We start from the raw sequence: 14,393 nt of genomic DNA on the forward strand, positions 1-14,393 counted from the left end.
GTTGGGCATGGTCACGCGATGAATTTCCTACGCCCTCGAGCTTAAACTTCAGCCGGGCTGATGTCTCACCGTCATTGGCACAGAGGGAAACGCGACAGAGGCTCCGCAGGCTCGCGCCTGCAAAGCTCACAAGCCGGATGGTCGTTCCGCTGATTGGCGACAAGCCCAACGGACGCTTGGTCGTTGAGACTGCACACGGTTCAGACTGCGCAACAACACTCAGCGTGTCCGGCGACCCGGCACACCGGGCCAACCACCCTTCGTGCGACAAGACCGCAAGCCAAACCTTGCCTCATGCTCTCCAGACTGCGGGCCACAGCGCCTTCCAAGAGGCTTGCACCCATCACGACCAACCGGATCCGCCCAGGATGGAATTGGAGTCTTGTCGCGCCCTCGGCGCTTCCAACGACTCAAAGCGAGGCACAGCCTCATCCGGCGAAGCAGAACACCCAACCGCCCTCCCCCCGCAGAAACCCAAGGCGCGACAGAACTCCAAACCGAAGCGGAAAACAGGGTCAACGGCTCATCCGACTGCCCCTCGCGACTCGGAAAAAGCCGATTTCGAATCGATTCGGTGCAGAATCAACGACGACTCGCAATGTCAGATCTGGAGTCTTGTCGCGATGATCGGGAAATCCACAGGGAATCAGGACTATCCGCTGGAGTCTTGTCGCGGAAATTCTGGAGTTTTGTCGCGCGACTCGCGATTCTCTACTGGAGTCTTGTCGCTCAAACTAATAACAGATTCAAATATCCATACAAATAGTTTGAGCGACAAGACTCCAAATTGCTGAGACCAAACCAGCGTGCTATAGGCGTTTCCGCAAAGTCCTGCCAAGGTCAGACGCTATGGGACAGATACACAGCCTGATTACCCAGCTTGGACGTGACCAGGCAAAGGCCCTCCAAACAGATCCGGATCAGCGCTCGCTAGTCGATGTCGCTGCCGCCGTGTTGGAAGAGGAACGACAAGAGCTTGGCATCACCTACTCAGGTTTTGCGCTCACCGCTCTTCCACATCGGCGACTTCCCGATGATCAGCCATGGGAGCGGCGCGGGCATAAGATCCGTTTGCTGATCGAACCCGGTCGACTGCCAATTCGCAACGGCGGCTTTAAGCTTTACGGCGTTCCATATGGCAGCCGGGCGCGGATGATTCTCCTCTATCTGCAAACGCGTGCCATCCAGACCGACAGCCGCGAAGTCGAATTGGGCCGCAGCATGCATGAATGGTTGGATCGGATGGGGCTTTCCGTGGGCGGCCAGACCTACCGGGACATCCGGGAACAGGCTTCGAGAATTGCCGCGTGCAACCTGACTTTCGCCTGGGAAGACGCCCACAGCATCGGTTTCGAAAAGGGATCCATCGTCAAAGGCGGGATCCATTTCTCAACCAATGGCGGGACAAACGACCAAGGGTCCTTGTGGGAAGACAAGGTTCTGTTGTCAGAGGCGTTCTTCCGTGAGCTCAAAGCCCACCCGGTGCCAATCTGGGAACCAGCCCTGCGCCACATCCAGAACAACAGCACCAGCATCGATATCTACATTTGGCTCGCGTATCGGCTTCATAGCCTTGCTCGGTCAACACCAATCACCTGGCCTGCGGTGTTTGAACAGTTTGGCGCGGGTTACAGCCGGTTGCGCGATTTCCGCAAACGCTTTATCGAGGCGTTGCAACTGGCCCTTGCCGTATACCCAGACGCCCGGGTCGATGTGGAAGAACAAGGGTTGATGCTTCACCCTTCGCCTCCGCCAATCCCAGAACGGAAATTCGTGCAGCTTTGCCGTTGATCGGTTCCCCTGGTCCTGCTGACGCAAAGCCAGGGAGATCAATGCCATTTCCAACATCAAAGGCCCCTTACCCCCTGCGACAAGACTCCAAACGCCGGGGGAAACGGAATGATCGCTGGCGATGAGAAGGCGAAACCGGGGCCACCGCACACGGACCATCCGTCACGCTCGCATCGGCGTCGATCGTGATCCTGTCCAAACGTCCAGCTGCAAGCCCGCAAGCTTGACAGAATGATGAGCACGCGGATCCATCGTCCTGTCGCCGCCTTGGAAGCGATCCGTCACCAGATCCCTCTGGCCCCCCACACGCGCCCATGGCCACACGATGATCCCTGCGTCCCCGTCCGATAGCTCACCCTCTCTGCGGATCGTCACCGTCAATTGGAACGCGGGCAATTTGCTGCGGGAATGCGTCGATTCACTGGCTGGCGCGCTGACCGGTGGTTTCAGGTTGGAATCCATGACCATTGTGGACAACGCGTCACAGGACGGATCCGCCGTAGGCCTGGAAACCATCGCCACCGGATTGCCGCTGACCGTTGTTGCCAACACCGAGAATCGTGGGTTTGCCGCCGCCTGCAACCAAGGTGCGGCAGGATCAAAGGCCGACTGGTTGCTGTTCCTGAACCCGGACACGCGGCTGTCCGCAAACTCGCTGACACCAGTTTTCTCTTTCCTCGCCGATCCATCCTCGAACCGCATTGGCGCGCTTGATGTGCAGTTGTTGGACGAGACTGGACGGACACAACGCTGTTGCGCCCGGCGTCCCTCCCCCGGACGTTTGGTTGCCCAGGCGATTGGCCTGGACAGTGTCATGCCCAGCCTGTTTCCGCCGCATTTCATGATCGAATGGGATCACAAGGACACGCGCGACGTTGATCAGGCGATGGGGGCCTTTCTCATGATCCGCCGTTCGCTGTTTCAGGATTTGGGCGGCTTTGACGAGCGTTTTTTCGTGTATTTCGATGATGTGGATCTGTGCCTGCGGGTCCGGCAAGCCAATTGGCGTGTTGTGCATTTCGCCGGAGCAACAGCTTATCACAAGGGCGGCGGGACCACCGATCAGGTGCGCGCCACCCGCCTGTTTTACGGGTGGCGCAGCCGGCTGTTGTTCACAGCCAAGCATCATGGTGCCTTGGCGTTGTTGGCTGTCACCCTGGCCACCCTGTTCATGGAACCGCTGGCCCGGTTGGCGCAGGCGGTGTTGCGTCGCCGTCCACAAGACGCAATGGGGGTTTTGGGTGGCGTGGCCCGGCTGTGGGCCGACATGCCACATTTGCTTCCCCGCCTGATGCGAGGCCATGGATGACGTCTGTCCTGCTGCTCAACCGCTATGATCGCCTGGGCGCGTCGAGCCGTCTGCGGTTCCTCGATTTTCTTCCGGCCTTGAAAGCCCACGGCATCACGGTGACGCCCTCACCTCTGTTCAACGATTCCTATCTGCTCGACCTGTACGCCGGGCGACGGCAAAACCCATTCCGGCTTGCCATCGCCTACAGCCAACGCATCGCGCGCATGCTGGATGCCGGGCGCTTTGATCTGGTCTGGTTGGAGAAGGAAGCGTTGCCATGGCTGCCGGCGGGGATCGAGCGCGCGCTGTTCCGCCGGATCCCGTATGTGATGGATCTGGATGACGCATGGTTCCACCGCTACGGCCTTCACCGCGCCGCGCCGGTGCGCGCGTTGCTGGGGCGCAAGCTGGAAGCTTTGGCCCAGGGTGCGCAGACCGTCGTCGCCGGCAACCCCCATCTGGCCGATTGGGCACGGGCCGCCGGTGCCCGGTCGGTGGTGGAGATTCCAACGGTGATCAATCTGGACCGTTACCCACCGCCCGTTGCCCGCCCGGTCCCGTCTGGGCGGCCCTTCACCATCGGATGGATGGGGTCGCCATCCTCGGCCCCATATTTGGCGCAGGTGGCAGAGGCTCTTGCCGAGCTGGCCGGGAGATCGGAAAGCGACGCTGTCCAACTGCTGCTGGTCGGTGCGCATGGCGCTGAACCAACCGGTCTCAACCGTCGCATCTCCGTTGTGCACGAACTGTGGAGCGAGGATCTGGAAACCGCTCTGCTCGGGCGGTTTGACGTTGGCATCATGCCGTTGGTGGATGGCCCGTGGGAGCGCGGGAAGTGTGGTTACAAGCTGATCCAGTATATGGCGGCCGGGATCCCCGTGGTGGCCTCACCGGTTGGCATCAACACGACGTTGGTTCGTGACGGTGAAAACGGCTTCCTCGCATCAGAGCCGGAGCAATGGGCGACAGCGCTCGCCCGTTTGGCGTCGGATCCGCTGTTGCGTGCCCGCATGGGGGCGGCTGGACGGCGATTGGTTGAAGAACGCTTCAACCTCCAGGCTGTTGCTCCGCGTTTGGCCGAGGCCTTGGAAACGGTCGCGCGCGCGTGTCGACACAAGCGGATTTGATGTTTCTCATGCCATGAGGGGTTTCAGGGCAAGGACGCTCCAAAGACATTTCAGCAGATCATTTCAACAAATCATATTCTAACATAATAAACTCATATGAAACATTTACATGAAATCATGTTTTTATGTCGCCTGTGATGCGGAGGCCACGTCCAGCCGCATTCTGTTCCCACACAGCGCGCGGAGGATGTGAATCGCAGGAACGCCGTCAAAAATCATGATAATGCTTCATGGCTTGCCGGAACCCCCGGCCATCGTTGTTTGACCGGAGAGGCCATGTCCACCGACACCCCTGCCAAACCATTGCCAAGGCCCACAGCCAAACAGGTCCGCCCTCCACTGGGCGGCATTGGGATTGGCGGCGGGGGCAACAGCGACGACATCGACCCCATTCGCCAATACGGATTGAGCAAAGGTTTTCTGCCGACCGATACCGAACCGACCGCGGCCCCTCCGACGACTCCCGCTCCAGCCAACACAACGGGTGGCGCAGAAGCCGCAACGCCCCCCGCTCCCGCCTTTGTGCGGCCTGCCCAGACCCGACCCTGGCAAGCCATGCTGCCCGACTATCTGGTGGAGGAATTGCGCCAGGCCGCCGCCCGTGAAGGAACCGCACAAAAGGTGATTGTGCTGAAGGCTCTGCGCCAAGCGGGTTTTCGGATCGACGACATTGATCTCCAGGATCTCCGCCGTCGCTGAGACGCAAAACCGGAAGCAAGAGGAGCCAAAGGGTCGCTGAGGGATGGTTTGACTCTCCCAAGGCAGCCGTTTATCCCCTTTCTGGCCTCCAGCCAGCACCACAAAACGCTGATCCCCAGTGACCGATTGAGATGAAGGCAAACATGACAGAGGCCGCCCACGCAAGACCCCAAGGCACACAGGGTCTTAGCATCGACCTCGTGGAACAGATGCTGGCACAGCAACCGAACGACCCGAACGTTTGGAGCGCGCTGGGCGCTTTGCTGCGGCAGGCTGGCAAACCCGAAGCCGCCATCGCGTGCCAGCGGCGGGCGCTGCAATACAACGACCGTCATGTTGGAGCCTGGACCAATCTGGGCAATGTCCTGTGCGATGTGGAGCGTTACGACGAAGCCATCGCCGCGCAAGAGCACGCCGTCGCCCTGTCTGCGGGCGATCCCAACATGCTGTCCAATCTTGTGGTTGCGCTGCGTCATGGCGGACGGTTTGAACGGGCACTGGACGCCATCGACACCGCGCTTCGCGCCCGTCCCGACTCGCCGTCGCTGCTGTGGGATCGCGCCCTGACCCTGCTTCAACTTGGTCGCTACACCGAAGGACTCAGGCATTACGACGCCCGCCTGTCGCTGCCCACCTACCAGTGCCGGATTGCGCCGGGACCGATGTGGGATGGTGGCCCACTCGATGGGAAAACCATTCTGCTGACCACCGAACAGGGGTTTGGCGATGTGCTGATGGTGGCCCGCTATCTGCCGATGGTGAAGGCGCGCGGCGGTCGGGTTCTGATGGAATGCCATCCCGAGCTGATGCGGCTGTTGAGCAGGCTGGAAGGGGTTGACGGCTTCATGCGGGCTGGAACCGCCTATCCCGCCTACGACGTCCATTGCCCGTTGATGAGTTTGCCCCACCTGCTGGGAACCACCAGCGAAACTGTGCCGCCGCCCGTCCGTTTGACGATTCCGGACGACGCGCGCGCCAAGGCCGCAAGGTTGGTTCCAGGGCGCGACGGTACGGTGAAGGTCGGCATCATCTGGTCCGGTCGCATCACGTTCAAGGACAACGCCCGCCGCGCCGCCGCGCTGACCCGCTTTCTGCGTTTTCTCGAGGTTCCCAACGTCCGGCTCTACAGCATCCAGAAAGGGCCGCCGGAGGCGGAACTGGCGACCCTCGGCACGTCCACCCTGATCGCGCCGTTGGGGCCGGAGTTCAATGATTTCGCCGACACGGCGGCGGTGTTGGAACGGCTCGATCTGGTCATCATGACCGACAGTTCCGTGGCGCACCTTGCCGGGTCGCTGGGGCGACCGGTGTGGAACCTTCTGCAATACACGCCCTATTGGGTGTATGGAACGACAGGTGACACAACCCCCTGGTATCCGTCGATGCGGCTGTTCCGCCAGACCATACCGGGCGACTGGGACGGTGTTTTTTCCGCCGCCGAGCAGGCTCTGCGTCAGGTGGTGGCGTTGAAGGGGTGATGGGGCGAAGCGGCGTCCGCAAGGCCTGTCATCATGTCCCGCAACGCCGTCGCCACCTCCGCCAACACCGGGGCCCAGGCTCCTGGCTCCGGCTGACGGAACAGCCGCAACCCCGGATACCAGCGGTTGCCGCTGCCGCTCCATCCCCAGAACCAGGCCGGGACGACGGGCAGCAACACCCATCCCGGGATCCCCAACCCGCCCGCGAGGTGTGCGGTGGTGTTGTCCACCGTCACAACCAAATCCAATCCAGCCATCAGCGCGGCCAGACCGTCCACATCCGTGGTCGGATCAACCCCGCTGTCGTGCTGCACACCCGCAACCGCCCGCTCGTCCGCCGTTGCCCCATATTGCAGACTGACCAGAGCCCCGCCGATTGGTGCCAGAACCGGTTCGAGCGCGGCCACAAGCTGCTCCAACGGCACGGACCGTTCCCCACTGGCGGCAGATCGCCACGAAAGGCCGACGCGTGGCCCTGCCCCGCCACGATGCGCCCGCAACGCCGCCACGCGGGACCGGTCAGCCACCAGGTGAGGGCGTTGGTTGGCAAAGGAGCCAACCGCCCGTCGAAGAATGCCCGGCAGATCCCCCAGCGCCCGATGAACCGCCACATCCGCATCGGCCGGTTCGGGGGGAACCACGCGGGCGCGCACCCTCACCTCTGGCAAAGACCGTTGCAGCAGTGGGACCAGCCGTGCGTCGCAGGTCATGGTGCAGGCGATGCCCGCCGCGATCAAATCCGGCACAAGCCCTGAAAAGAGGATCTCATCCCCCAGTCCCGGCTCTCCCCACAGCAGGAGCCGCCCGTCTGGAATGGGCCGCCCATCCCAGACCGGAAGCGCGGTGTGCGCCGCGCTCTCGGGCGGGGGCGTGACAATCCAACGCGCGGCCATGTCGTCCCACGCGCTGCCAAGCTCCCCGTCCAAGAGCCGGGCGATTCCCCGATTGAGGCGCAGCGGGGCGTTGTCCGGCTCCAACCGCAACCCCCGATCATACGCGGAGACGGACGCCCGCGCTCCCCCCACCTGCACCTGTGCGTTGGCAAGCGCCGCATACCCCTGAACAGAGTCGGGAACGCTCACGATCAGCCGTGTTGCGTGATGGATTGCGTCGGCAAAGCGCCCTTCGGCGATGGCAACCAACGCGCTGTTCACCGCGCCGGGCATGGCGTCGGGCATCACCCGGCGGCCGCGAGCAAGGCTGCGTTCGGCGTCGCTTGAGCGACCGATGGCGTGGAGCACAGCCCCACGGTTGATGTGCACCATCCCTTCACCAGGGGTGAGCAACGCGGCGTGGGCAAAGACCGACGCCGCAGGCTCCAACAGGCCCGAAGCGTGCAGCCTCAACCCCAACTGGAAGGCGGCGGAGACCTGCAAGGGCGCGCACCGCCACGCCGCACCGGCGGAGCGCAGGGCCTTGTCGGTTTCCTGTGTTCGGGTCAGTAGCCCGGACAAAGCGGCCAATCCGTCCGGGTCCGCTGGGCACAGAGCCAGGAGCCGTTGCAGACACCACCGCTCCAACGCCGGGGCATCGCTTCCAGCGGCGGCGCGCGCCAACAACCGCCACGCGTCCGTGTTGTCTGGATGGGCGCGCAGCGCCAGCCGGTAGAGCGCCATCGCTTCGGTCAACCGTCCCGCGTTGTGATGGCCGACCGCCAGACGCAAGGCGTCGCCCACCGTCGTCACGGTTTGAGAGGGTGTCATGATCGTGTGCACCACCACTTCAGCGGTTGCAGCCTCGGCGTTGGGGTGGCGGCGCTGGGGTGGGCATCCGTTTCCTTTGGCATCAGACACAGCTCTCCTGCTTTCCGCCTCCAGCCGCTGCAAATGGGTGAGGCCGGTGGGTTGGGCGGGCTGAAGGCGCGCGCTGCATGACCGGGCTTCCTCTTGCGTGTGTGCGGTGATGGCGGTGGCGCTGAACCGGCGCGGGCCAAGCCCCCGTCCCCAAGTCCCCCGTCTCCAGGATAACGGTTCTTGCCTTGAGTGTGGAAGGACCCAGCGTCAGGCTCATGGCCGGCCGGGTTCCATCACGGGAGCGCGCATCGAAGGGAGAGGGCAGGGGTGCGCGGCGCAGGGTCTCTTTCGCTTGAACGGTGGCGGGGCGTGACGCTATGGTCGGGCAGTCGCGGACGGGGAATATTTTAAATTGTTCAAGTCTCAGTCGACAGCATCAAAAGCTGCTGCTTCCGGCCCTCTGGCCCCTTTCCATACCGCATGGCATCACCGCTCCCTGATTCTGCGGCTGGCCCGACGGGAGATTGACGCCCGTTACCGGGGGTCGGTGCTGGGGATTGTTTGGGCGGTGTTGACCCCGATCCTGATGCTGGCGGTCTACACCTTCGTCTTTTCGGTGGTTTTCCGCGCGCGCTGGGGCACGGCAGGGGAAAGCAACAGCGAATTTGCGCTTCTGCTGTTCTCCGGCCTGATCCTGTTCAACGTTCTGGGCGAGTGCCTCAACCGGGCACCCGGCTTGCTGCTGGAAAATGTGAGTTACATCAAGAAGGTGGTCTTTCCGTTGGAAATCCTGCCGGTGGTGGCGCTGGTCGGGGCGCTGTTCAACGCGGGCATCGGCTTTGTCATCCTGATGGTCTTCCATCTGCTCACCGCCGGGTTGCCTCCGGTGACGACGCTGCTTCTGCCGATGGTGTTGGTTCCCCTGTGCCTGACCACTCTGGGATTGACCTGCTTTTTTGCGTCGGTCGGCGTCTTCCTGCGCGATGTGCGCCAGGTGGTGGGGGTCGGCGTGACGGTGCTGATGTTCCTCAGCCCGATTTTCTACCCGATCAGCGCCATTCCCGAAGACATCCGCCCCATCCTGCACCTGAACCCGATGACGGCCATCCTGGAACAGTCAAAAGAGTTGTTGTTCTGGGGGCATGTGCCGTCCTTGAGCCATTGGTTGCTCGCCACGCTGGGATCCTGGGGGGTGGCTTGGCTTGGTCATCTGTGGTTCATGAAGACCCGCCGGGGGTTTGCCGATGTCGTCTGATTCAACCGTTCCGCTCGAAAGCAAAGCGGACATCGTCATCCGTGCCGAAGGGCTGGGCAAGGCATACGCCATCTTCAAACGCCCGCAGGACCGGCTGAAACAGATGCTGGTGCGCGGTCGGCGCAAATATTACGACGAGTATTGGGCGCTGCGCGGCGTCGATCTGGAGGTGCGCCGGGGGGAAACGGTCGGTTTGATCGGGCGCAACGGTTCCGGCAAATCCACCTTCCTGCAATTGCTGTGCGGCACGCTGACGCCCACCTGCGGACAGATCGTGGTCGATGGCCGGATCGCCGCGCTGCTGGAACTGGGGGCCGGCTTCAACCCGGAGTTCACCGGTCGGGAAAACGTGCATCTTGCCGCTTCGGTTCTGGGTTTGTCGAACGAGCAGATCGACGAGCGTTACGACTCCATCGCGGATTTCGCCGGGATTGGTGATTTCATCGACCAGCCGGTCAAGCTCTACTCCAGCGGCATGTACGCCCGCCTTGCCTTTGCCGTCGCCGCCCACGTCGACGCCGACATCATGATCGTCGATGAAATCCTGGCGGTGGGCGATGCCGCCTTCACCCAGAAATGCATGCGCTTCATCCACCGCTTCAAGGAGCGGGGAACCCTGTTCTTTGTGTCGCACGACACCGGGCAGGTGGTGAATCTGTGCGACCGCGTCGTCTGGCTCGACAATGGGACGGTGCGGGCGGTCGGCCCGGCCAAGGATGTCTGTCACGATTATCTGGCCGCCCTGTACAGCGGCCAGGACAACGCGGGCAGCTTCCGCATCGGCGGCAGCCGCCAGGCCCTGCCGACGGCCAAGATGGATGAACCGGTGGAGGATGCGCGGACCGAACTGCTGAAATCCTCCCAACATCGCAACGTCATTGAACTGTTCGACTTCAGCGACACCAGCCCCTGGTTCGGCGAGCGCGGGGCCAGCATCACCAATGTTTCCATCCTGGACGCGGAGGAACGGGGGCTGACGGTTCTGGAAGGCGGCGAGGTTGTCGTGCTGAAGGTCACGTGCCGGGCGGAACGGGAGATTTTCCGGCCCATCGTTGGCTTTTACATCAAGGACCGTTTGGGGCAGAACCTGTTCGGCGACAACACTTTTCTCAGTTACCAGCTCTCCCCCATCACCGTGGCGGCCGGGCGGGACTTTGCCGCGCGCTTCCGCTTCCAGATGCCGTATCTGCCCAGCGGTGATTTCTCTGTCACCGTTGCGCTTGCCGAAGGCACGCAGAACGACCACACGCAGCACCACTGGATCGACGACGCCCTGTTCTTCAAGGTTCACGCCAGCCATGTGGTTCGTGGGTTGGTTGGCATGCCCATGCTGGCCATCACCATCGATCCGGAAGCGGACTGAGGTCGAAAAAGCGTTACAACGGTGCCACAGCCCGCTGTGGCACCGCAAAAACGCGCCCGGAGTGCGGCTTGCATTCCGTCGGTGTGTCAGCGTATCTCTGTCGGCAGCCGTGGCCCGAACGCACGGCACCCCATGACAGACTCCGGACAGGCCCGGGATCGAACCAGGCAGAATAAGAGGCGCAGGTGGATTCGTTTTTGAAGGACGCGGCTTCCGATACTCTTCAGCGCCTCTGCCGGCCCATCAGTTTCCTCACCCCGGATCTCATCGTCGCGCCCGCGTCCTGGTTGGGGCACACGCCCTTCGCCCTGTGGGTCATCGACGCGATGCGCCCGCGCACGCTGGTCGAATTGGGGACCCACACCGGCAACTCCTATTCCGCCTTCTGCCAGGCGGTGAAGCTGCTCGACACCGGGACCGCCTGCTACGCGGTGGACACGTGGCAGGGTGATCCCCAGGCCGGTTATTACGGCGACGATGTCCATCGGGCGCTTGCCGATTTCCACGATCCCCGGTACGGCGCGTTTTCCCGCATGCTGCGGATGACCTTCGACGATGCGGTCGGTCATTTCTCCGACGGCTCCGTCGATCTTCTGCACATCGACGGTTTGCACACTTACGACGCGGTGCGCCACGATTTCGAAACCTGGCTTCCGAAGATGAGCGACCGGGGCGTTGTCCTGTTTCACGACATCAACGTCCGCAAGGGCGATTTCGGTGTGTGGAAACTGTGGGACGAGGTCACGGCCCGCTACCCGTCCTTCGCCTTTCTTCATTCCAATGGGTTGGGCGTTCTGGCCGTGGGCAGCGATTGGACGGAGGCGATCCGCTGGCTGTTCGACGCCGGTCGGGATGCCGGGAAAACCCAACAGATCCGCGCCTTCTTCGACCGGCTCGGCGGTGGCGTCATCGAAACCCAACAGGCCCAGGAGCGCGCGCGCCGCATCCTGGACCTGGAACAGACGATCGCCGACCTGCACGGAACGGTTCGTCTGCGCGTCGATGAGATCCGCGCCCTGATGACCACGGTGTCGGAACGCGACCAGTCCATCGCCGTCATCCAGCAAGGCACGGCGGCGCGCGACACCCACATCGCCAATCTGGATGGCATCATCGCGGCACGGCAAAACGAGATCGACGCGCTGCGCGACGAAATCGGCCGCCTGGAGAAGGAAGCCGAAGGTCTGCACGCGGAACGCCGGGCGCTGTCGGATCGTCTCCATGGGGAGATTGCGCAGCTGCGCGCCGCCAACGACGCGCTGCACGGTGTGATTCACGCCCGCGACCAGCTCCTCCAAGCCATGGTGACGTCCACCTCATGGAAGCTGTCCGCTCCGGTGCGCAAGCTGGGGCGTTTGGCTGGCAGGTTGCGCCATCTGCACCGCTCTCGCCTCCACACCATGGCGTTGGAACCGATGCACGACATCACCCGTCTGGCCAGCGGCGGGTTTGAGACGTTCGGCGTCGACCCCGCGTTTCGGTTGGTGTCGAACAGGGGCAGCGTCCCAACGGGGTGGTGCGTCCTGCGTTACCGCGTGTCCGACACCACGGTTCCGCTGGCACCCGTGCTCTATCTGGACCGGGGAGCCGGTTTTGGCGAGGAACTGGCCCAGCGCCTGCCGCCGGTCATCGACGGCACCGTGGAAGCTCTGGTGCATTTGCCGTTCGACACCAAAGGCGTGCGCCTGGATCCGACCGACCGGCCGGCCCAATTCCGGTTGGACGATGTGACGATCCAGGAAATCGGCAAAATCCAGCTTTTGGCCCGTCTCCTCAAGGCCCATCAAACACAGATCCCGCGCGGCTTGCGCTACCTGCGCCAGCACGGGTTGGGAGCCACCAAGCACAAGCTGCTGGAAAAGCTGCAATCCAACATGGTGGTGGGCAGCTACGACAGTTGGATCCAGCTTTACGACACGCTGACCGCCTTTGATCGCGACGCGATTTCCAAGGCGATTGAGGCGATGCCGCGCAAACCGCTGATCTCGATCGTCATGCCGGTCTACAACACGCCGGAACTTTATCTCCGCCGCGCGCTCGACACCGTGCTGGAGCAGTTGTACCCCCATTGGGAGCTGTGCATCGCCGACGACGCGAGCACGGCCCCCCATGTGGCGACGGTCCTGGCCGAATACGCCGCCCGCGATTCGCGGGTCAAGACCATCCGCCGTCCCACCAATGGCCACATTTCCGCCGCCAGCAACAGCGCGTTGGCGTTGGCTTCCGGTGAATTCGTCGCCTTGATGGACCATGACGACGAACTGCCGCCGCACGCCCTCTATGCGGTCGTGGACGAGATTCTGCGGCATCCCGACGTCGACATCATCTATTCCGACGAAGACAAGATCGACGAGAACGGCCACCGCTACGATCCGTACTTCAAGACCGACTGGAACCCGGACCTGTTCCATGGCCAGAACATGGTCAGCCATCTCGGGGTGTTCCGTCGCACGCTGCTGGAAGAGATCAAGGGATTCCGGGTCGGTTACGAGGGCAGCCAGGATTACGATCTGGTCTTGCGCGCCGTGGAAAAAACCGTTGCCGAGCGCATCCGCCACATTCCGACGATTCTGTATCATTGGCGGGTGTTCTCCTCCTCCTCCTCCTTCTCCACGGTGGCGTTGCCGACGGCGACCGACGCCGCCCGCCGGGCCTTGCAGGATCATTTCCAGCGCACCGGCCAACCCGTGCAGGTGGTCCCGGCCCCGGGTGCCCAATGGTACACCCGCATGATCTATCCCATGCCGACCCCGGCCCCGCTGGTGTCGCTGCTGGTGCCGACCCGCGACAAGGTCGATCTCCTCCGCCAATGCGTCGAAGGGCTGCTGACCGAAACAGATTATCCCAATCTCGAAGTCATCATCCTCGACAACAACAGCGCGGAAAAGGAAACACTCGATTATTTCGCCTCGCTTGAGGGGCGGGACCGGGTGCGGGTGCTCCGTTACGATGGGCCGTTCAATTTCTCCGCGATCAACAATTTTGGCGTGCGCGCGGCCAAAGGCGACGTGATCGGCCTCATCAACAACGACATCAAGGTGATCGAACCGGGATGGCTCACCGAAATGGTGGCGCACGCTCTGCGCCCGGGGATCGGTGCCGTCGGGGCCAAACTCTATTACGGCGACGACACCATCCAGCATGCCGGCGTCATCACCGGCATCAATGGGGTGGCCAACCACATCCACAAGCATCTTCCGCGTGAGCATCCGGGCCATTTCGCCCGGCTGATGCTGACGCAGAACATGTCCTGCGTCACGGCGGCCTGCCTCATCATGCGCAAGGCGGTGTTCGACGAGGTTGGCGGCTTGAACGAAACCCATCTGGCCGTCGCCTTCAACGATGTCGATCTGTGCCTGCGGGTGCGCGACGCCGGGTATCGGCTGGTGTGGACGCCCTTTGCCGAGCTTTACCATCTGGAATCGGCGTCGCGTGGCTCGGACACGGCTCCCGACAAGATCGACCGCTTCCGCCGGGAAATCGCCTACATGAAGGAACGGTGGGGGCAGTCTCTTGTCGAGGATCCCTTCTACAACCCGAACCTGACGTTGGACGCGCCCGATTTCAGTCTGGCCTTTCCGCCGCGCGTCGTTCGGCCCTGGCTGCGCACGGACGAGCCTGCGACTCGCAAAGAGCTTGAAAAAGAAGGCATCTGA

Annotated in this window: 9 protein-coding genes; 8 read left to right on the top strand and 1 reads right to left on the bottom strand. The window is 62.7% G+C overall.

Annotated features, from left to right (window positions below; all coding sequences use genetic code 11):
- The first annotated feature begins 849 nt into the window (after window positions 1–849).
- From EJ903_RS23935 to EJ903_RS23955, 5 genes are all read left to right on the top strand, one after another.
- Window positions 850–1,791, top strand: coding sequence for a replication protein RepA (locus EJ903_RS23935; RefSeq protein WP_126620232.1), 942 nt, complete (start codon window positions 850–852; stop codon window positions 1,789–1,791).
- Between the two features lie 325 nt (window positions 1,792–2,116).
- Entirely contained in the window at window positions 2,117–3,100 is a 984-nt protein-coding gene (locus tag EJ903_RS23940) for a glycosyltransferase family 2 protein (RefSeq protein ID WP_126620234.1), read from the top strand.
- A complete protein-coding gene (locus EJ903_RS23945) occupies window positions 3,097–4,209 on the top strand; it encodes a glycosyltransferase family 4 protein (RefSeq protein ID WP_126620236.1) in 1,113 nt (370 codons plus the stop codon). The genes EJ903_RS23940 and EJ903_RS23945 overlap by 4 nt, the downstream gene beginning before the upstream one ends.
- Window positions 4,210–4,485: 276 nt before the next feature.
- Window positions 4,486–4,908, top strand: coding sequence for a hypothetical protein (locus EJ903_RS23950; RefSeq protein ID WP_126620238.1), 423 nt, complete (start codon window positions 4,486–4,488; stop codon window positions 4,906–4,908).
- 209 nt (window positions 4,909–5,117) lie between these two features.
- On the top strand, window positions 5,118–6,386 hold the full coding sequence (locus tag EJ903_RS23955; RefSeq protein WP_246015911.1) for a tetratricopeptide repeat protein: 1,269 nt from the start codon (window positions 5,118–5,120) through the stop codon (window positions 6,384–6,386).
- Here EJ903_RS23955 and EJ903_RS23960 read toward each other — a convergent pair.
- Window positions 6,362–8,089, bottom strand: a complete 1,728-nt coding sequence (locus tag EJ903_RS23960; RefSeq protein ID WP_126620242.1) for a tetratricopeptide repeat protein — start codon at window positions 8,087–8,089, stop codon at window positions 6,362–6,364. The two genes, EJ903_RS23955 and EJ903_RS23960, sit on opposite strands and share 25 nt — an antisense overlap.
- Window positions 8,090–8,531: 442 nt before the next feature.
- Here EJ903_RS23960 and EJ903_RS23965 point away from each other — a divergent pair, with 442 nt between their 5' ends.
- The 3 genes from EJ903_RS23965 (at window position 8,532) to EJ903_RS23975 (ending at window position 14,393) form a co-directional block, all read left to right on the top strand.
- Window positions 8,532–9,374, top strand: coding sequence for an ABC transporter permease (locus EJ903_RS23965; protein ID WP_210211545.1), 843 nt, complete (start codon window positions 8,532–8,534; stop codon window positions 9,372–9,374).
- On the top strand, window positions 9,364–10,737 hold the full coding sequence (locus tag EJ903_RS23970; protein ID WP_126620244.1) for an ABC transporter ATP-binding protein: 1,374 nt from the start codon (window positions 9,364–9,366) through the stop codon (window positions 10,735–10,737). The genes EJ903_RS23965 and EJ903_RS23970 overlap by 11 nt, the downstream gene beginning before the upstream one ends.
- A 185-nt stretch (window positions 10,738–10,922) precedes the next feature.
- Window positions 10,923–14,393: a glycosyltransferase family 2 protein gene (locus tag EJ903_RS23975; RefSeq protein WP_126620246.1), complete on the top strand. Its 3,471-nt coding sequence runs from the start codon at window positions 10,923–10,925 to the stop codon at window positions 14,391–14,393.

It is taken from the genome of Azospirillum griseum (assembly GCF_003966125.1).
In the GTDB taxonomy this organism is placed as follows: Bacteria; Pseudomonadota; Alphaproteobacteria; order Azospirillales; family Azospirillaceae; genus Azospirillum; species Azospirillum griseum.